The organism is Massilia scottii, assembly GCF_030846495.1.
GTDB lineage: Bacteria > Pseudomonadota > Gammaproteobacteria > Burkholderiales > Burkholderiaceae_D > Telluria_A > Telluria_A violaceinigra.
The window spans coordinates 1-18,896 of sequence record NZ_JAVCWM010000047.1; the positions used below are offsets into that span (position 1 = coordinate 1).

The 18,896-nt window shown below is 60.9% G+C and carries 15 protein-coding genes and 1 tRNA gene; 1 reads left to right on the forward strand and 15 read right to left on the reverse strand.

Annotated features, from left to right (window positions below; genetic code table 11):
* Positions 1 to 73: 73 nt before the first annotated feature.
* The 8 genes from RBA41_RS32555 to RBA41_RS32590 are packed head-to-tail and all read right to left on the reverse strand — an operon-like array spanning position 74 to position 7,952.
* The gene (locus RBA41_RS32555; protein ID WP_306628494.1) at positions 74 to 535 is read right to left on the reverse strand and encodes a hypothetical protein; all 462 of its coding nucleotides are present in this window, start codon (positions 533 to 535) and stop codon (positions 74 to 76) included.
* A 9-nt stretch (positions 536 to 544) separates the two neighbouring features.
* Positions 545 to 1,291, reverse strand: coding sequence for a type III secretion system translocon subunit SctE (locus RBA41_RS32560; RefSeq protein WP_306628495.1), 747 nt, complete (start codon positions 1,289 to 1,291; stop codon positions 545 to 547).
* A 3-nt stretch (positions 1,292 to 1,294) separates the two neighbouring features.
* On the reverse strand, positions 1,295 to 1,684 hold the full coding sequence (locus RBA41_RS32565; protein ID WP_167093050.1) for a DUF4150 domain-containing protein: 390 nt from the start codon (positions 1,682 to 1,684) through the stop codon (positions 1,295 to 1,297).
* Positions 1,674 to 2,771 (reverse strand): hypothetical protein, encoded by a 1,098-nt coding sequence (locus RBA41_RS32570; RefSeq protein WP_306628496.1) that lies wholly within the window; start codon positions 2,769 to 2,771, stop codon positions 1,674 to 1,676. Before RBA41_RS32570 ends, RBA41_RS32565 begins: the two co-directional genes overlap by 11 nt.
* Positions 2,768 to 3,853, reverse strand: coding sequence for a DUF2169 family type VI secretion system accessory protein (locus RBA41_RS32575; protein ID WP_306628497.1), 1,086 nt, complete (start codon positions 3,851 to 3,853; stop codon positions 2,768 to 2,770). The genes RBA41_RS32570 and RBA41_RS32575 overlap by 4 nt, the downstream gene beginning before the upstream one ends.
* Before the next feature lie 10 nt (positions 3,854 to 3,863).
* Positions 3,864 to 4,409 (reverse strand): DUF6484 domain-containing protein, encoded by a 546-nt coding sequence (locus tag RBA41_RS32580; protein ID WP_306628498.1) that lies wholly within the window; start codon positions 4,407 to 4,409, stop codon positions 3,864 to 3,866.
* Positions 4,406 to 5,695: a hypothetical protein gene (locus RBA41_RS32585; RefSeq protein WP_306628499.1), complete on the reverse strand. Its 1,290-nt coding sequence runs from the start codon at positions 5,693 to 5,695 to the stop codon at positions 4,406 to 4,408. The genes RBA41_RS32580 and RBA41_RS32585 overlap by 4 nt, the downstream gene beginning before the upstream one ends.
* A gap of 10 nt (positions 5,696 to 5,705) precedes the next feature.
* Positions 5,706 to 7,952 (reverse strand): type VI secretion system Vgr family protein, encoded by a 2,247-nt coding sequence (locus RBA41_RS32590; protein WP_306628500.1) that lies wholly within the window; start codon positions 7,950 to 7,952, stop codon positions 5,706 to 5,708.
* 752 nt (positions 7,953 to 8,704) lie between these two features.
* On the opposite strand from RBA41_RS32590, the gene RBA41_RS32595 reads away from it, so the two are divergent.
* Complete coding sequence (locus tag RBA41_RS32595; protein WP_306628501.1) at positions 8,705 to 8,959, forward strand: hypothetical protein; 255 nt, start codon at positions 8,705 to 8,707, stop codon at positions 8,957 to 8,959.
* An 89-nt stretch (positions 8,960 to 9,048) separates the two neighbouring features.
* Here the strand turns inward: RBA41_RS32595 and RBA41_RS32600 are convergent, their stop codons facing one another.
* The 7 genes from RBA41_RS32600 to RBA41_RS32630 all read right to left on the reverse strand — a co-directional run.
* The gene (locus tag RBA41_RS32600) at positions 9,049 to 9,291 is read right to left on the reverse strand and encodes a hypothetical protein (RefSeq protein ID WP_306628502.1); all 243 of its coding nucleotides are present in this window, start codon (positions 9,289 to 9,291) and stop codon (positions 9,049 to 9,051) included.
* 264 nt (positions 9,292 to 9,555) lie between these two features.
* Positions 9,556 to 9,783, reverse strand: a complete 228-nt coding sequence (locus RBA41_RS32605) for a hypothetical protein (protein WP_306628503.1) — start codon at positions 9,781 to 9,783, stop codon at positions 9,556 to 9,558.
* A 147-nt stretch (positions 9,784 to 9,930) separates the two neighbouring features.
* A tRNA-Ser gene (locus RBA41_RS32610) sits at positions 9,931 to 10,020 on the reverse strand.
* A 47-nt stretch (positions 10,021 to 10,067) separates the two neighbouring features.
* A complete protein-coding gene (locus RBA41_RS32615) occupies positions 10,068 to 12,062 on the reverse strand; it encodes a calcium-binding protein (RefSeq protein WP_306628504.1) in 1,995 nt (664 codons plus the stop codon).
* Between the two features lie 157 nt (positions 12,063 to 12,219).
* Positions 12,220 to 14,226 carry a calcium-binding protein gene (locus tag RBA41_RS32620; RefSeq protein ID WP_306628505.1) on the reverse strand — a complete coding sequence of 669 codons (2,007 nt, stop codon included), beginning with the start codon at positions 14,224 to 14,226 and terminating at the stop codon, positions 12,220 to 12,222.
* A gap of 155 nt (positions 14,227 to 14,381) precedes the next feature.
* The gene (locus tag RBA41_RS32625) at positions 14,382 to 18,239 is read right to left on the reverse strand and encodes a calcium-binding protein (protein WP_306628506.1); all 3,858 of its coding nucleotides are present in this window, start codon (positions 18,237 to 18,239) and stop codon (positions 14,382 to 14,384) included.
* Between the two features lie 116 nt (positions 18,240 to 18,355).
* Positions 18,356 to 18,896: hypothetical protein (locus RBA41_RS32630; RefSeq protein ID WP_306628507.1), on the reverse strand; the 541-nt coding region annotated here is incomplete at its 5' end.

The following is an 18,896-nucleotide window of genomic DNA, read 5'->3' on the forward strand; positions in this document are numbered from 1 at the left end:
ACCCTAGCGTTGCCTGCATCCGAGTATGGCAATAATTCAAAAATGTCATTTTCGCGCATGCTGCATCCTGCCCCTACTTTTTTCGTAAGCGAAACGGCTTCATTTCATGGAGGCTTTCATCGTGAAAACCCCGTTCAAATAAGGTCACAGCTTTTTGGGAATCATCGTTGTCATGAAAACCCGTTAGCGTCAGCCCGAGGTTAAGAAAAATGACAAAGCCGAGGAGCAGTTGAGGGTTCCCATCGGCTGCGATCAGCTTTCGCAATACAATATTTGGATCTTCAGCAAAAAGGAAAATTTCGTTATATTTCGTTCCTTTCATTTGCCGTCCAAATCCAAAGTGGATTGCTCTTTCTGGCTCGGCCGAATATGCAACATTCATAAATAATCTAAATTCCTCCCGTTGTTGGAAGTAATCAATATCGACAATATCGGGCAATCCGAAAATCGCCTCGATTTCCTTTGGAGTCATCCCAAATCTGGCGTTATTAACCCCTGAATAGGACGCCAAATCAAATATATCATTCTCAGTCATGATCAATTCTCACTTTAAAAGTTTATGCTTTTTCAGGCACTCGTAATATTCTCGCATTTCCTTGACAGCTTCGTCATATTTTCCGGGTTGACCTATTTTTCCACATACTTTGCCAATATCGCAAATTTCCATATCCATCGCATCATCCCATTTTCCTTTAGCGATCAGATCGCGAATGATAGCTCGGTATTTTATGGAGCCAGCTCTTTTTCCGTTGCTTGATGTTAGATGGTGATCCGATGGGTCCATTTGAATCGCAGGGCCATCCGCTGGTTTAAGCGGACTTGAATCCTTCGCCGGCGCGTGATGCGAATCTTTACCATCGTTAAGCGGCCTGCTTGTTTTATTATGCGATCCGCCGCGATAGTCGCCCTTACCGCTGCCTAGCCTCAAATGGTCGCACGGCCCGGGTTTTTTCTTCTTACCTTTATGCGATTGCGGACGTGTGTTGGCCTTCGACGTACCCTTGGGGGCTGCCTTTGCGCCTGCCTTCGGCGCTGCTTTCTTTGCTGCTTTCTTTGCTGCTTCAGCGGCAGCTTTCTTGGCAGCCTCCACCGCAGCTTTCTTGGCAACCTCCGCCGCAGCTTTTTTGGCAACCTCCGCTGCAGCTTTCTTAGCGGCCTCCGCAGCAAGTTTTTTAGCGGCTTCTGTAGCGGCTTTTTTCGCTGCCTCTTTCAACACTTGCCGCAGTGCCGCACGTGCTGCAACCATCGCGCTAATTTCAATTACTCCCAGAACGATAACAGGAATAGGCATATGCTATCCGTGATTGTTCGTCGTTAAATCGTTGTCGCGACAAACGTTATAGCCTTCGATGAATACATTCATGGACCAGGAGCGGAAGTAGCATTTTCCTTTGATCACCCCTGTAATCGCCCCTTTTTTGAACTGCTGAGTTGCTGGCTCGTTTCCGGTACTTACCCTTAAAAACGATTTATTTCTCTGCATGACTTCCTTGCCGCCTATAAACACAGTTCGTGACCCATTGCTCGTGTCTTTCGCTTGGGCACTGTTAGGGTAGGGTATTGGAACGCCTACCTTTGCTGGATAAGGCGGACTAAAGCAGACATCAGGAAAGTTGGCAGCGGTGATGCTGTCGCCCGCCTTCGCCACTACTTCGTGTCCATTCGCGTAAACTTCATGTGACATTCGCCACTCCTTCATTGATGAGATCGTTTATGTGGTCTTGAGCGAGCGCTGCCGCTGTATAAGCCTTGCTGTATTGGAACGCCAGGATGGATGCTGTCCTTCGGCCATCGTCGTCGCTGGTGAGTAACAATGCACTATTGCCCGGCAGATAAAATTGGCCTCTGGCGTCAAGCAGCCAGGCGATTTGGATACATCCAATCACGCTGCCGGTTTCACCCACCGATTCGGCGGGCAACCACAGTTGCGCTTCAATCCGGGCTCGTGCCTGAGCCAGTGCAAGTTCTTCAAAGTAATAGTCTTCCCCGCTAACATCGGATAAGCAGATAGCAAGATCGTCCGGGTGCGCATCCGCTTTCTTCGCTGCGGACTTGATGGCTGCAGTGAGGCCGTTGGCGCGCAGGGGAAGATCGGCGGCGAACGTGGCCTCCTCCGTCGTACTGGCAAGTGCAAAAACCACTAACTCAACATCGGCTTGGATGTCCGAACGCGTCACTAGGAGAGCGCCGGCGGCCTCACCAGGGATGAAGCCGGCACGTACCTCCGTCGCCATCATCCTGTCGCTTGCCAGATTTGCAGCGACGGTGCCGTAATTGAGAAAGGTGTCGGCGGCGACAATCATCACTGCGGGGTATGGGCTGCCTGACAGCATCCTGCTAGCGCGTGTCAGCGCTAGTGCCACCCCGCTTTTACCTGCGGCGATAATTGCCGATTCGGCATGAAAGCCGTGAGGAAAATGGTTCGCCAAGGCGCCGAACAGTGCGCTGTCGAGGTCGACCAAGCGTCCCGCGCGGCCTGGTTCGGCAACGCAGAGCAGCAGCGGAATGTCGATGAGATTGCGTCCGGGCTGCGCCCGCAAGGTTTGGGCAATGGCCGAAGCGGCCATTGCGGCAAGCTTGGCAACGCCGGATTGATCGAAGTCTGCCATTGGCACAGGCGCCCCGACCAGCGGCTCGGCGTCATAATCGATGTCGTCAAGCTCAACAAAATTATTCAGCCTGCAACGCAACGCCGCACACGTCGAATTTGTATCCAGCCCAACACTAGTCACCAAACCAGCGCAGCTGATTGCGAGTTGTAGAGTTTTCATAGTCCGTGCGCGGCGCTATGACTGGCCGTGGCGGTGGGCTGGCTGGTTTCAATGAGGGGTGCGATGATTTCTACAAGGTCAATCTCCTCGGATGACCGTCGTAGCCGTAAGGAGATGCGCCAAGTCACACTAAAGCGCTGTTGGTCAGGTTCGATGAGTAATGTATCGGCCCGCGCGGTCGCGCTTGTGACGTCACCTTGCTTGGGGTGAAATCGCACCCTCACCATCAGGTTGGGCAAGGTGAACTCCAGACGGCCAGATGGCGTCAAGGCTGGGTGAGTCAGGTTGAACAAGGTAACCCGTTCACCCGCAGTCAAAACCGGCAGTTGCTGATCTTCTGGCGCGGCCTGAAAATATCGTTCGTCGAAATCAGCGGGAAGGAAAGGAAAGGTATCTTCCTCCCATACAGCGTCGTAAGTGCCCGCGTACTGCGCACGCTGCGGCCAACTGCGTCCGACCGGCCCAAAACTCATCGGTGTGTAGTGCCGTCTGGGGGATCTGATCGGTGCGCCTGCCGCCTCTGTCTGCGGCATCGGCATGCCATCGAATGAGCCCTGTTCCGGGTTCTTTTGAAAGCCTGTACCAACCGGGTTTTGCAGGAAAACGGCAGGGTTATCGGTGTGAACCGGACTGTATTGATAACCGCCGAATGCCACGTCGTAAGATATCGCCTGGCTGGTAAACGGCGCGGGATCACCGGGACTGACGCCGAATAAGCCCCCGACCCAGGTGCGTTTGCCAGTGACGTAAAATGCTTTATTCAATTTCCCTACTTTGAGTCCAACAGCTACGCGCTCTGTCGGGATTCCCTGTGGCGCGTAGGCCGTTCCTAACAGAAGAACATCGCACTGCGGCTTGTTCAGCACGTAATCACACTCGTACTCAGGAGCGGACCAGCCCGGCTCGCCAGTCGCGCTGTCGGCCACCCACAAGGGCAACTGGGTCTCCATTAACTGTGCTTTTTCATCACGCAGCGGCAGGACGTAGGTCCCTTTAATGATGACTACCAAATGCTTGCGCCCACTCTTATCCGTGGCGGTCGTATAGTCGGCCACATACAGCGTGCGATTGATGATATGCATGGGACGTTTTTCAGTTCAGCGAGACTGAACTGCCCTTAATCCGATTCTGGCCGGCAGCGCGTGAAAGCAGATTGTCACCGCGGATTTCCACATTGCCATCAACGTCCAGTGTGATACTGGCGCGACCACACTTTAACGTCAGTTTCCGACTAGCAATCAATGTCACCTCGTTATCATTGGTGATAACCTGAAGCGCGCCACTGGACAGTATCGAAACGTTCTCGGATGCGGTCACATCGGCTTGTAGTGCACTTCCAAACAGGCGTCCCATGATGACCGGCTTGGTGACGTCGTTACCCTCAAATAAGATCGCCACGCTCGTTCCGATATCAGCTATTGTCAGTGGGACGAAAGCGCGCGCCATGAGAGGTTCAAGGCACGGGTTGCCACCGAAGTCAACCATGCAAGCCAGTTCCTCCGTGAGGCCGGTGAGCGTACCAATCACCAGGCCAGCGACTGTGGGCGCCGCGCTTGCAATGCCTAGGTGTTTGGTTGATGTTGATGGCGCGTCAGGGACGACGATATTCTTTAGGCGGGTTGATTTCGTGGCAGTCATATAGTCTTTCCCTTAAGCTGTTGCAAACGCAGCCATTGTATGGAACTGTGGGCATGGAGGGGTACGAGCATGTCCCCTGGCCGTGACAGCGTACGGTGAATAAGCGCTAATTCACGCTGTGCCTGCTCACCGCCAAGCAGAATGTCATCTAGCCGTTGAGCGTTAATTTTTTCACCCAAGAGCAGGCGATGCTCTTTGCTGAAATCGTCCTGGCAAGCAGACCACCAGTCAGCCGCTTGGTCTGCATCAGGATAGGGGTACATCTGCTGGGTCAAGGCCAGCTCGCCATCGTCGAGAAAGGGCGGTGGATCGATGACCGCCTGTGCCATTTCGAAGTCAAGCCCTGTAATTAAACGAAAGGCTTCACCTGCATAACTAGCCAATGCAGGAATCCGCATCTTTTCGATCAGGTACGGCGCGTATCCACAGTGTCCGCTCCAGCCGGTTGCCTGCACCAACAATGAGGGTTTGATCGACGATGAAATTGACTGTAGATAATCGATCAATTCGTCCTGTGGCAACGCCACGCATAACAGCTGCAGCGCCGTGCCGTTGTTAGTGGCCCCGCTTTCGGCAACGGATTTTAATGTAGCAATCGAGCTCGGGTCAGCGCCACCGAGCAAGACCGTAGACCACGATGCCCAGTAGCGAACAGCGCCGTTCGTGTCCTGATCTTGGCTTGCCCAGCCCCTGATCGCGGGAAGCAGGTCAACTCTGCCGCATTCTCCTGCCGTTCTTAACGCTCGTGCCAGCAACGGGGTTGCCGGCCCGTTAACGAGGTTCGCGAGGTGCGAGGCACCGCTCTTTCCGTGCGTATGGCACTGGGAGAATGCAGCATCCTGAATGCGTGGATCGGAGTGGTCCAGACAGGAAAGCAGGGTCGCGCTCACGAGCGGCTCGCGGCTCCACGAAAACAATCCTTCCAGCGCCTGCGGCATGCCTGGCAAAGCTTGGGTATGCTCAAGTGCACGGTCGAGGATTGCCTCTTCGCCACTGCGCGCGGCGAGGGCCAACGCTACGAAAATATCCGCTGACACATCCGGCGCGTCCCCCAAAACGGTTTGCTCCACAAGCTTGCGGCCAGATAGCCCCGACTGCTCCAAGCCATCGAGAAAAGCATCAATCGACTCGTCGAAATCGATCACCTCCTCAAGGCGAGTGCGCGGGTTTTCGATATATGCGGAGTGACGCCGCCACCAACGGGTTGCTATTTCTTCGGCATAGCGACGTACAACCAAGGGAATCGCGTTTCCTGACTGCGTCTCCGGTTCATACTGACTAATCATAAAAGTGGTTCTAGTTATTGTATATTTTCTTGCCTTTGATCGTGACGTCGCCGGTCGCCGTCACGTTGATCTTGCTACCGTTTATTACGATGCTACCATCTGCTTTCATCACTAGACTCGCCTTGCCGACAGTGATTGACAACTCCTCACCGGCAGTGACATCGATCTTCGTCCCCGCACCAATCGAAATGCTTTTACCAACCTGGGTAGTCTGATTCACTCCCACGATAGTCGCCATGATCATGCCGACATTCAGGTTGTAACCAAGTCCAACGTTTTCCATGCGCCCCATGCCCACGTTCTGCATGTAGGCCATGCCGATGGTCTCGGTCTTGAACTTGGTCACGTTGATCGACCAGTTTTTTCCGATAGTGTCCTTCTCGTTCTTCACGACCGACTTGGTGCGGTTGCCACCGATATCGATGGTTTCGTTTTTGCCGACGTCCTCAGAGCGGTTGTCGCCGATGCTGATTTTCTCATTGTGATCCACGCGCTCGGCGCGATTGTTATGGATCGTGATAGTCTCGTTGTTGTCGACAGTTTCGGTGCGATCATGATGCACCGTAATGGTCTCGTCACGATTGACCGTCTCGGTCCTGTCCCGCTTGACCAGCGTGGTCTCGTCCCTGTCGATAGTTTTTCGACGGTCGTTGCCGACCCATTTGTCCTCGTCGTGCTCAACTTCGGTCAGTTGGTCTTTTTCCGCGTGCAGCCAGAGCTGCTCGCTTCCTTTTTTGTCCTCAAAGCGTAGCGCATTGGCGTTGTCGTAGCTGCCACCCGGCGTCGAGCGCGACAGGATGCCGCTTTGCGTTTTATTGGCCGGCAGTGTCCACGGCGGCATTGTGTCCGCGTTGGGCACCATGCCGGTGATAATCGGACGATTTGGATTCCCGTCCATGAACTGTACGAGAACCTCCCCCCCGATTCGCGGTATCGAGGTCATGCCAAAGTTAGCGCCTGCCCACGGCGTGGCCACGCGAATCCACGCGGAACTTTTCTCGTCGTCGGTGCCGGCCCGGTCCCAATGGAACTGCACGCGCACGCGCCCGAATTCGTCAGTGTGAATCTCTTCGCCAGCAGGCCCGACCACGGTCGCGGTCTGGATGCCGTGGATTTTCGTCTCCACGCTGTTGTGGTCGCGCCCAGCGCGGTACGGAATGATCTTGCGGATCGCGCGCAGCCGATTTTCATAGTGAGATTCGGCTGCGTCTTTGACGTGATAGTTGTTCGACGCACTGTGAACGACTTCAAGGATCAAAAACTCGCGCGCCTGGGCATCGTCGCCGCTGGCGCTCATGTCAAAATGATCGGTCAGCCTGAACCAGCGCCCAGGGAGCACGTTGCGGTTATTCCCAGCCCCCTCAAACTGCTTGCCAGCCGCCTCGTATTCTTCCATTCGCAACTGCGCCAGGGATCGACCGCCACTCGTGAAACCGTACGCCCCCGTGTATTCGTAGGATTCAATGGCCGGCACATCCCCCTGCTGACTCACTGTCGGCAGTGAAGTGTGAACGGGCTTGGGCGACTTAAAATCAAAGGATGCAAGCGCTACGGCGCCCTGCATGATTTGCCGCGACGGCAACCACTCGCCTAGGCCGTCTTCTTCCGCCGCACCGCCATGGCGCTGGAAACGGATGGAAGGGCCGCCGTCGATTGGCTCGACGCTGGTGGTGTCATCCGATAGCACAAGTTTGTGACCGTTTTCCGAATGCTCGAACCAGTAAACGATTCCGCTGCCGACCCAGCGTCGTTCAAGAAAATTGCGATCACTCTCGTCAAACTGGCAGCAGTCCGTGAGCACCTCAGTCGCGCCGGCCACACGCCAGTCCCACTCAGCCAGACTGCCATAGTCGCCGAAGATGCTCGCGGTCTGCTGGTACATCGTCGTGTAGTGGAACAGGTAATTATCTTTCCGCAACCCAAGGTACTTGTACCAAGGGCCGAGCAAGGCTTCGTAATACGACACCCCGCCGTCGACCGTCTTGAGGGCGAAGCTGAAGATTATCCCGGTGAAGTAGCGTAGCGTGCCATCCCGACGAACCAGCTGCACACAGAGCATCTTTCCCTGCATATCCTTGAGTGGAATGTCGGGATTGTCGGACAGCAGTTCGACCCGGAACTCGAAGGGCTTTGACAAGCTCTCGAACGCATCGAGCTTGTTGACGAGCAATTGGCCAGCGGGACCGTCGTGATTTGGAAATGACAAGCGCAACAGACGACGATGCTGGCGATCACCACTTAGCGCTTCGAGACTCATGCGTGTGCTCTCATAAAATATTTTTCATATGGACTGCCCGACCGCTTGCCGCATGCCTGCATTTACACAGGTGCAGCGCACTGCTGGGGCTTGCACATTGCACCTGGAACTAGTGGAGTAAGGTGGAAATAATAGCACAATTGTTAATAGTTTTTCTATATTAAGAACAGTTGTTGCTGTGAGTTTGCTACTTGAGTGGAAGTCTGACCTCTGAACCTCTTGCCCATAAACTGAAATTGCCCTCCCAAAAAAACCTCAGTTTGCGACGAGCAATTGCAAAAGGAATAACAGTCCTTATTGATCGAAGACATTTGGGCGACGCCGATCCGATATGCGTGGAGAAAAGCCCGATCCCCTGCATCGTCGAAGCGCCTGGAGGCCATGAAGGTAGCGGCGGCTGGTCCGGTGGCGGCGGGCCTCATCGCAAGCCATCAGGTGGCGGTGGCGGGGGCGAGCCACCCAAGTCCTTTGACGAGTGGTCTAAAAACCCTCATAAGTGCGTAACAGATTTGTGCGTACCAGCCGCTCTTAAGCAGAACTGGATTTGCACCATTACACACTTCAATCCAAAGAGCTTGGAAGAATGCTACCAAAACGCGACTGCATTTACAAAAAATGCGCGGAGAGCTGCTATTCCGGTGATTGGAAGTAGCTAGATCGATACGGCAAGGACCCATGGCTACCAATTTACACGCGCGAAACCAACGACGATTAGTGCGGCCTAACTCGCTCCCGCGATACGGAGTTGCATTATGAATCAAAACTTGCAGATGGAAAAATTAAGAGATACTTTTATACGTGCGTGCGATCTAATCGGGGAGGGTAATTATGAGGCGGCATTGGAAGCACTGGTGTGGATTCATGACAATCCGATTCCAGGCCCTTTGCCATCGGAGATGTTTAGACGTGCCTACGGCTTCCAAACTTGGGGGCGATTAGCCGCCATATACCCTCCAGCCCGCAAGAAGATGGAAGAAATACTGGCAAAAAAGGCCGAAGCCGCTTAAACGGTGGCGCCAAACGTATCGATTGAGGCGGATATTCGCGTGATGAAAAAGATACTTGCCGGTGAGCCTTATTTCCTAACGGATAATTCTTACTCTGCGCCAAAGTCGGCAGAGCTATCGCATTTATCCTCGGCCGTTTGGCAGGCAGCTGCCTTGAGCGCGGACAGCTCGGCCTCGCAGCGCCGATAGTGCGCCAGCAGGTCCGCGCTCACTATCTGCATGGACGAGCGGTCCGGGCCATCGATCCGGCGCATTCCCAAGATCAGCGGCCCGGCTTCGATATCGCGATCACGATATTGAGTTGGCGATGCCGGAATACCCGCTTCGCTCAAAGGCACCCGCGATCATGGCTTCATGCGCCTCCTATGCCAAGTAACCTTGCCCGCGAATACCATCCGCGCCAGCGGGATACAACGCCTGCGCAGACAGGCCGTATAGAAGACTGCAACCGCCGTTGACGCATTGTGCTGCTAAAGCTTGCAACCCAAGGAACGTAAATATGAGGACTTCCCTGGATGTTTCCCATGCCTCTCGGCTGTGCTGTGCGACCGTCGTCAATTTGACTAACGCCATCGATGAGCTGGGTGACCGCCAGCTTATTCTCGACCGACGCTGTTCATATTCGCCGCACACTTAGGACATTTCACAAGCCCTGTATGGCCGATTGTCCAGCCGCACTTTTCCGCCCAGTCCGCGGCACGGGTAGACCAGTCGTCCATCGGTTCAGTAGCCACTTCATCGAACTCGAAAAATTCACGGCAATTGCTAGTCTCGCACTTGAGTAAAAATTCACAGTACAACATCTCTTGCAACAGATTTTTCATGATGAGGGTCCACGTGTTAACTGGCAGCTGTAAAGCCAACACAGAGCTGCGCTTGGCACGCTTACTTCGACGAGCGCCGCCCCATGCCGCTGGCATCTGTCCCTATGCAAAAACAAAAAAGCCCCGTCAGGGGCTCTTAAAATAAGGTGGCGGAAGCGGTGAGATTCGAACTCACGAACGGCTCACACCGTCGCCAGTTTTCAAGACTGGTGCCTTCAACCGCTCGGCCACGCTTCCTGCAGAACGCGATTATACAGAAAACCCCCGGCTTAGGGCAATTTGCCCTAAGCCCATCCCCCCTCGGCGGCCGCAACCCCGACCAGCGCCGGTTCCACAACGGTAATCAGGTTCTCCGGCGTCAACGTCGTCGCCAGCACCCCCTGCAACTTCATCATCGTGACAAAATCCGCCTGCGGACCCGCCGCGCCATCCGCATCGAACTGCACCAGCGTATCGTTCCCGCTTTGCAGGTAACGCAGCACCCCGCTGGCGAACGGGTCGCCCTGCGGCACCGCGCCGGTGAGCCGGGCCGACACGTCGATCCGGTCGCCGCCCGCTCCCACCGCAAAATCGCGCACGCTGAACATGCTCGTTCCCACGCTCCCCACCACCCCGAAGCGGTCGCTGCCGCCCCCGCCGATGGCCGTCACCAGGTTCGCATTCTGCGTCTCGCGCGTCAGGATGATGGTGTCGTCGCCCTCGCCGCCGTTGGCGAGCACCCGTCCTTGCGCCAGGTAATCGTTGGCATTGATCTCGATCCGGTCGTTGCCGCTGCCGCCGAACGCGCCCACCTCGCCATCGGTCTGCACCTTGATGATGTCATTGCCGCTGCCACCATTGAGCAGGCCGTCGATAGCGGCGCTGATCATCGTGTCATCCCCCGCCCCGCCGTCGAGCACGAACTGGCCATAGTAGACGGCCATCCGGTCGTTGCCGTTGCCGCCGTTGAAGACATCGCTGCCGCCACCGTCACCGAACAGTTGGTCGTCGCCGTCACCGCCGTTGAGCACATCGTCACCCTCGTGGCCCGCCAGCATGTCGTTGCCGGCGCCGCCATTGAGCGTGTCGTTGCCATCCTGGCCGTTCAGGTAATCGTTGCCTGTGCCGCCGTCGAGCTGGTCGTTGCCCGAAGACCCGTTCAGGTCGTCGTTGCCATCGCCACCGCGCACGACATCGTTGCCGAAACCGGCCCATACCTGGTCGTTGCCGCCGCCGCCGTCGATGGTGTCGTCGAGCACGCCGCCGTAGATGTAGTCGTCGCCAGCACCGGCCTGCACCGTCATGCCGTGCTGCGAGCCATCCTGGTTGTAGCCTTCGACGAAATTGTTCGGCAGCACGTCCTGCGCGCGCACGCCGGTCAGCGTGGCCACCGTGCGGAAGGTGCTGGCGGCGCCGGCGGCGCCATCGTCATCGATCTGCACCAGCGTGTCGTTGCCCTGTTGCAGCAGGCGCGCGAAGCCGGGCGCGCCGAAGGGATTGCTCGTGTACGATCGCACCAGTTGCGCAATGCCCAACTGGTCGCCGTCGCGACCGGTGCTAAAGTCGTCGATGACCAGCCGTTCGGCGTGCTCGCCGTAGGAAAAGTAAAAGATATCGCTGCCGGCGCCGCCGCTGGCGTGGACCGTCGTGGCCGTCGACATGGAGTAGAACGTCATGCGGTCGGCGCCGTCGCCGCCGGACACCAGCACGTTGCTCGGTACCGTGCTGCCCGCCGCCGCGCTGACGGTGAGATAGTCCATGCCCGCCCCGCCGTACAGGCTGTCGTTGCCGGTGCCGCCTTCCAGCACGTCATTGTCGGCGCCGCCTTCCAGGCGGTCGGCGCCGGGTCCGATGGCGATCAGATTGTCGTTGCCCGCACCGCCGACGAGAATGTTGCTGCCGATGTCGTCGCGCAGGTAGTCGGTTCCGTCACCGCCGCGCAGCAGGTCGTCGCCGGCGCCGCCGTCGATCTGGTCGCTGCCGGCCTCGCCGTCGACCAGGTCGTTGCCGGCGTCACCGAACATGACGTCGTCGCCAGCGCCGCCGTACACGCTGTCGGCGCCATCGCCGCCGTACAGGCGGTCGCCCGAGCCATCCTCGTCGCCGCCGTCGATGTAATCGTTGCCGCCGCTGCCGAAGATCAGGTCGGCGCCGCCCAGGCCGAATATCTGGTCATCCAGCGCCCCGCCGCGCAGGATGTCATTGTTGGCGGTGCCGGTGAGGTTCAGGCCGGTCACCAAAAAATTCACCGGGCGCCACAGCTCGTCGTCGGCGTCGAACAGCATGGAAAATGTGGACATCGCAATTCCTTGGGAAAGGTTGAATCGGGGCAAAAGGTGCCTTCCGCAATGCGCGGCTATCCATCATGCGCGGCCGCGCCGCCAGTGTCGAGATGCGCAATGTCACGCCCGCGCCGCGGCGAAGCTGCGTGACGATCGTTCATGCGGGGCAGCTTGATCAGCCTGGCAAGAACCCGGCCCATCCCCACGCGACGGCCGCAACGCCAACCACGGCCGGCTCCACTACCGTCATCAGGTTCTCCGGCGTCAACGTCGTCGCCAGCACCCCCTGCAACTTCATCATCGTGACAAAATCGGCCTGCGGACCCGCCGCGCCATCCGCATCGAACTGCACCAGCGTATCGTTCCCGCTTTGCAGGTAACGCAGCACCCCGCTGGCGAACGGGTCGCCCTGCGGCACCGCGCCGGTGAGCAGGGCCGAGACGTCGATCCGGTCGCCGCCCGCTCCCACCGCAAAATCGCGCACACTGAACATGCTCGTCCCCACGCTCCCCACCACGCCGAAGCGGTCGCTGCCGTCCCCGCCGATGGCCGTCACCAGGTTCGAATTCTGCGTCTGGCGCGTCAGGATGATGGCGTCGTCACCCGCGCCGCCGTTGGCCAGCACCCGCCCCTGCGCCAGGTAATCATTGGCATTGATCTCGATCCGGTCGTTGCCGCCGCCCCCGAAGGCGCCCACGTCGCCGTCGGTCTGCACCTTGATGGTGTCGTTGCCGCCGCCGCCATTGAGCAGGCCATCGATGGCGGCACTGTTGATCAGGTCGTCCCCCGCCCCGCCATCGAGCACGTAGCTGCCATAGTAAGCGGACATGGTGTCGTTGCCGTTGCCGCCGTCGAGGGTATCGTTGCCGCCCTCGCCGAACAGCTGGTCGTCGCCATCGCCGCCATACAGCAGATCGCTGCCTTCCTGGCCCGACAGCAGGTCGTTGCCGCTGCCGCCGAACAGGGTGTCGCGTCCCTCTCCGCCCGACAGGTAGTCGCCGCCAGCGCCGCCGTCGAGCAGGTCGTTGCCGTCAAAGCCATCCAGGCTATCGATGCCGTCTTCACCATGCAGCACATCGTCGCCCCTGGCTCCCAGCAAGGTGTCGTCGCCGGCCCCGCCGTGGATAGTGTCATTGAGCACGCCGGCCAACACGAAGTCGTTGCCGCTGCCGCCCTGCACTGTCATGCCGTTGAGCGAGCCATCCTGGTTATAGCCTTCGAGGAAATTATTCGGCGCAACGTCCTGCGCGCGCACGCCGAGCAGGGTGGCCACGGTGCGGAACGTGGCGGCGCTGCCAGCGGCGCCATCGGCGTCGATCTGGACCAGCGTGTCGCTGCCTTGCTGCAGCAGGCGCGCGTAGCCGGGGGCGCCGAAGGGATTGCTGTTGTAAAAGGGCTGCATGTCGCCGATGCCGAGCTTATCGCCACCGGCGCCCGCGACGAAATCGTCGATGACGATGGTTTCGGCATGCACGCCCTGGGAAAACGTAAACGCATCGCTGCCGGCACCGCCGCTGGCGTGCACCATGATCGGTGCCGTGCCCGCCAGAAAGCCCAGCGTGTCGTCGCCGTCGCCGCCGGACAGCAGCAATGTGCCCGGCGCGGTGCTGCCCGGCGCTGTCTTGACCGACAGCGAATCGTGGCCGGCGCCGCCGTACAGGCTGTCGTTGCCGTTGCCGCCTGCGAGCGCGTCGTTACCGTCGCCGCCATCGAGGCGGTCGGCTCCGGGGCCGGTGGCGCTCAGGCTGTCGTCACCCGCGCCGCCGACGAGGATATTGCTGCCGAGATCGTCGCGCAGGAAGTCGCGCCCGGCGCCGCCGCGCACCAGGTCATCGCCGGCGCCGCCGTCGATCTGGTCGGTACCGGCCCCGCCGTCGAGCACGTCGTTGCCGGCGTCGCCGAACATGACATCGTCGCCCGCCCCGCCGTCCACGCTGTCGGCGCCGTCGCCGCCGTACAGGCGGTCGCCCGCGCCGTCCTCGTCGCCGCCGTCGATGGTGTCGTTGCCGCCCGCGCCCAGGATCAGGTCGGCGCCACCCAGGCCGGAGATCCGGTCGTCGAGCGCGCCGCCGCGCAGGATGTCATTGTTGGCGGTGCCGGTCAGGGTCAGGCCGGGCACCAAAAAATTTGCCGGGCGCAACAGCTCGTCGCCGGCCTCGGACTGCATGACAAAGGTGGACATGGCTATTTCCCACAGAAGGTTGAATCGAGGCAAGACGAGCGGTCCGCAGTGCGCGGATCGCTATGATGCGCCCATCCCTCGCCAGTGTCGAGATGCGGCTTGCCACGCCCTTGCGCAGGGCAAGGTGCGTGGCAACCGTTCCTCGCTTGCCCCGGTCAGCCGACCATGAACGCGTCCGATACCGCATCGGCCACGCCCACCAGTTGCACCGACGGGCCAGCGCCCGCGACCACGTTGTCGCTGGTCATGCTGGTAGCGAGCACGTTTTGCAAGGTCATCAGCGTGGCCGCGGCCAGCGGGCCGGCGCCGCCATCAAGGTCGAAGCGCACCAGGGTGGCGCTGCCGCTCTGCACGAACTCCAGCACCCCGGCGGGCGCTGCCAGGCCGGCGAGGTCGATGCGGTCGCCCCCGGCGCCGGCCGCGAAATCCTTCACCGTCAGGCTGCCCAGGCGTCCTTCCCCGCGCAATACGTAGGTGTCGATGCCGGCCCCGCCGCTGGCCGTGAGCACCGTGTTATCCAGCGCGCCGCGCGTGAAGACGATGGTGTCGGCATCCTCGCCGCCCGAGGCCAGCACGCGTCCCGCCAGCGCCTGCTGCGTTGCGGCGATCTCGATCAGGTCGGCACCGCGCCCGCCGAACAGGCCGCTTTCGCCGCTGCCGATGACCTTGAGCACATCGTTGCCGGTGCCGCCGTTGAGCTGCACGCTGCCGCTGCCGCCGTCCAGGGTGTCGTTGCCGGCACCGCCGTCGAGCACGTCGTCGCCCTGGTCGGCGAACAGCGCATCGTCGCCATTGCCGCCGTTTAAGGTGTCGTTGCCGGCGCCGCCGCGCAGGACGTCGTTGCCTTCGTCGCCGCCCAGCTGGTCGTTGCCGGCGCCACCGTCGAGGCTATCGTCGCCATCGCCGGCGCGCAGGATGTCGGTGCCGTCTCCACCGTCGAGCGTGTCGTTGCCGATGCCGCCGTCGAGCAGGTCGTCGCCGTGCCCGCCGTGCAGCAGGTCGGCGCCGTGCCAGCCTTCCAGCACATCCGCACCGGCGCCGCCGTCGAGATTATCGTTGCCATAGCCACCGTTCAGGGTATCGGCGCCGGCGTCGCCGAACAGCAGGTCGTTCTCGCTCCCGCCGTCGAGCAGGTCGTCGCCCTCGCCACCGTGCAGGGTATCGTTGCGGCTATTGCCTCGCAGTATGTCGTTGCCCTGGAAACCGTACAGCACGTCAACGCCTTCCCCGCCTTCGAGCACATCGTTGCTGCGCCCGCCCTTGAAAATCTCGTCGTTGCGCCACGCGGTCAGGTGGATGCCATCCTCGGAGCCGTTCGGATTCATGCCGCCGGCAATGTGGTTGGCGGTGAGCTGCGAGGGCACCACGGCGTCGATGGTCAGAATGGTGCGAAAGCTCGCCGCGCTGCCGGCGGCACCGTCGGCGTCGAACTGAAGCTGTGTGCTGTTGCCTTTGGCTAGCAGGCGCAGGTAGCCGAGCGCGCCGAAGGGGTTGCTGACGTAATTGGCGGCCACGTGCGGAATCAGGGCATCGAGGTCGATCACCTCGTTGCGGTAGTTCAGATCGAAGTCGTTAATGTATACTTGCCCGCCGCGCGCACCGGGCGCGAACGCGTAGATGTCGGCGCCGGAGCCGCCGCTGACCACCACGTCCTGGAACGCGAGCGAAGGGCCGAAGGTGAGCACGTCGTTGCCGCCGTCGCCGGCCATGTGCACCGAGCCTTTGGCGCCGCCCGCAAAATCGGCGAACAGCCGGTCGTTGTCCCAGCCGCCGCTGAGCGTATCGCCGGCGCCGCCGGTGAGGGTGTCGTTGCCGTCACCGGCGTCGACCTTGTCGCTGCCGCTGCCGGTCGTGACGATCACGTCGTGGCCGGCGCCGCCCGTCAGCACGTTGTTGCCTTCGACATCGGTGAGGATGTCGTCCTCGTTGTCGCCGCTCAGAACGTCGTCGCCCGCGCCGCCGGTCAGGACATCCTTGCCGAGCCCGCCCACCAGGCTGTCGTTGCCCTCTTCGCCGGCCAGGATGTCGTCGCCCGCGCCGCCATACACGCTGTCGTTGCCGCTGCCGCCTTGCAGCAGGTCGTCGCCAATCCCGCCTTCGAGCAGGTCGTCGCCACCGCCGCCGAGCAGGGTGTCGCTGCCGCCCAGGCCGATGAGGTGTTCGGCGCGTTCGTCGCCGTTCAGGCTGTCGGCGCCGGCCGTGCCGGTCAGCACCCGGCCGAAGAAGCCGGCCGCCGGATCGTAGCCCTGCTTGAAGTTGGCGCTGGTCATGCTGGTCGCGGTGACGTTGCGCAAGGTCAGCACATCGGCCATGGCGTACTTGCTGCCGGCCGCGCCGTCGGCATCGAAGCGCATGACCGTGTCGGCGCCGCGCTGCTCCAGGCGCAGGTAGCCGTCGGCGCCGAAGGGATTGCCGGTGTAATTCCACGGGGTGCCCTCCAGGCTCAGGCTGAGCAGGTCGCTCTCGGCGCCGGTCGAAAAATCGGTCAGCGTCGCGTTCGGGGTGTTCTCCGGCCTCCCGTCCACCCACAGCTGGTACATGTCTCGCCCACTGCCGCCGCTCGCGGTCACGCTCACCGTCGACGGCGCCCGGGAGATCTCGAAGTAGTCGTTGCCATCGCCGCCGGACAGTTGCACCGAGCCGAACGTGACGGTGTCGTAATTGCCCGCCCTCAAGGTGTCGTTGCCTTCGCCGCCAGTGAGCAGGCTGTCGCCGCCGTAGCTGATCGTCAGCCGGTCGTTGCCTGTGCCGCCGGACAAGGTATCCGAGCCGGCGTCGCCGACCACCGTATCGTCGCCCGCGCCAGCGTCGACAAAGTCGTCGCCGTTTCCGGCGAACAGCAGATCGGCGCCGTCGCCGCCGAAAATGGTGTCGCGGCCCTCACCCGAATGGATGGTGTCGTTGCCGCCGTTGCCTTCGTAGCGGTCGTTCAGGTGGGTGCCGAAAATTTCGTCGTTGCGGCTGCCGGCGATGAGGGTCTCGCCATCCTCGATGCCGGCCGGAGTGAGCACGCTGGTCGAGATGTTCGCTGCGACCGGCTCGGCGGCCACGCCTTCGAGCCGCAGCACGGTCTTGAAGGCGGACGCGGCGCCCGTGGCGCCGTCGGCGTCGAATTGCAGCAAGGTGTCGGCGCCGTCCTGCACCAGTTTCAGATAGCCGCGCGCGCTGGAAAACGGGTCGCCCGGCGACAGGTCGATCCCGGCCAGCAGACGGCTGACGTCGATCCGGTCGCCCTCGGGTCCGGTGGCGAAATCGGTGACCACGTAGCCGGCCGGGCCGCTCTCGCGTTCCAGCAGGTACACGTCGCTGCCGGCGCCGCCGGTCACGCGCGCCGTGCCCTTGTTCAGGAACGACACGCTGAACAGGTCGTTGCCGTCGCCGCCGTCGGCCAGGGTGGTGGCGACCGCTTCGGCGGCGCGGGTGCGGATCGTGATGCGGTCGGCGCCGCCGCCGCCGATAAAGGTGTCCTGGCCATCGCCCAGCAACACGTCGTTGTCGTCGCCGCCGTCGAGCACGGCGCTGCCGCCCCGCTCGGAGTACAGGAAGTCGACCCCGGCGCCGCCCAGTAGCAAGTCGCGCCCTTCGTAATCGTTGAGCGTGTCGTGACCCGCGCCGCCCTGCAGGGTGTCGTTGCCCAGTTCGCCCCTGAGCTGGTCGCTGCCGCCACCGCCATCGATGAAGTCATCGCCCGCATTGCCGTTCAGGTTGTCATTGCCGCGCGCGCCAAGGAGCGTGTCGTTGCCGTCGAAGCCGAAAATCTCGTCGTAGCCGGCGGGCGTGTCGTCGTCCGGGTCGTTGCTGGTAATGTAGTCGTCGCCGGCGTAACCCCACATCTTGTCCCCGCCGCCGTTGCCCGAAATGGTGTCGTTGAGCTCCGAGCCATACAGAAAATCGGCGCCGCCACCGCCCTGCATATTGCGGCCCGGGGCGGCGGTGGTGACTGGGCTGGCCTGGAGCGTAGCGCTGCTGGCCAAGTCGGCATGGTGCTCGGTGATGGCGTTGAAAATGGTCATGAGGGTCCGTGAATGATAGAAAGGTACAGAAGTTAAAATGACATAGTTTGCGGCAAGGGCGGCGAGGCGCCTTGCACCTTGCCGCCGCCCGCTTGCGCGGGTTCCCAGCCGCCGCTTTAGCCGATCAACTGGGCCGCGACAGGCACGCCGACCAGTTCCACCGGCGCGCCGCCGGCATCAAGGTCGACCACGTTGTCGCTCGTCATGCTGGTCGCCAGCACGTTTTGCAAGGTCATCAGGGTGGCCGCCGCCAGCGGGCCGGCCGCGCCATCAAGGTCGAAGCGCACCAGGGTCGCGCTGCCGCTCTGCACGAACTCCAGCACCCCGCCTGGCGCTGCCAGGCCGGCGAGGTCGATGCGATCGCCCCCGGCGCCGGCCGCGAAATCCTTCACCGTCAGGCTGCCCAGGCGTCCTTCCCCGCGCAGCACGAACGTGTCGATGCCGGCGCCGCCGCTGGCGTTGACGGCGGTGTTATCCAGCGCACCGCGCGTGACGACGATGGTGTCGGCGTCGTCGCCGCCGGAGGCGACCGCGCGCCCGGCCACGGTCTGCTGCGTCGCGGCGATCTCGATCAGGTCGGCCCCGCGCCCGCCGAACAGGCCGCTGTTGCCGCTGCCGCTGACTTTCAGTACATCGTTGCCGTTGCCGCCGTTTAGC

Bases quoted from the DNA above. Each gene is read 5' to 3' on its own strand.
- RBA41_RS32615 (WP_306628504.1), bottom strand. From the start codon at position 12,062: ATGTCCACATTTTCCATGCTGTTCGACGCCGACGACGAGCTGTGGCGC.
- RBA41_RS32605 (WP_306628503.1), bottom strand. From the start codon at position 9,783: ATGAAAAATCTGTTGCAAGAGATGTTGTACTGTGAATTTTTACTCAAG.
- RBA41_RS32575 (WP_306628497.1), bottom strand. From the start codon at position 3,853: ATGCATATCATCAATCGCACGCTGTATGTGGCCGACTATACGACCGCC.
- RBA41_RS32595 (WP_306628501.1), top strand. From the start codon at position 8,705: ATGAATCAAAACTTGCAGATGGAAAAATTAAGAGATACTTTTATACGT.
- RBA41_RS32585 (WP_306628499.1), bottom strand. From the start codon at position 5,695: ATGATTAGTCAGTATGAACCGGAGACGCAGTCAGGAAACGCGATTCCC.
- RBA41_RS32565 (WP_167093050.1), bottom strand. From the start codon at position 1,684: ATGTCACATGAAGTTTACGCGAATGGACACGAAGTAGTGGCGAAGGCG.
- RBA41_RS32560 (WP_306628495.1), bottom strand. From the start codon at position 1,291: ATGCCTATTCCTGTTATCGTTCTGGGAGTAATTGAAATTAGCGCGATG.
- RBA41_RS32625 (WP_306628506.1), bottom strand. From the start codon at position 18,239: ATGACCATTTTCAACGCCATCACCGAGCACCATGCCGACTTGGCCAGC.
- RBA41_RS32590 (WP_306628500.1), bottom strand. From the start codon at position 7,952: ATGAGTCTCGAAGCGCTAAGTGGTGATCGCCAGCATCGTCGTCTGTTG.
- RBA41_RS32570 (WP_306628496.1), bottom strand. From the start codon at position 2,771: ATGAAAACTCTACAACTCGCAATCAGCTGCGCTGGTTTGGTGACTAGT.
- RBA41_RS32580 (WP_306628498.1), bottom strand. From the start codon at position 4,409: ATGACTGCCACGAAATCAACCCGCCTAAAGAATATCGTCGTCCCTGAC.
- RBA41_RS32555 (WP_306628494.1), bottom strand. From the start codon at position 535: ATGACTGAGAATGATATATTTGATTTGGCGTCCTATTCAGGGGTTAAT.
- RBA41_RS32620 (WP_306628505.1), bottom strand. From the start codon at position 14,226: ATGTCCACCTTTGTCATGCAGTCCGAGGCCGGCGACGAGCTGTTGCGC.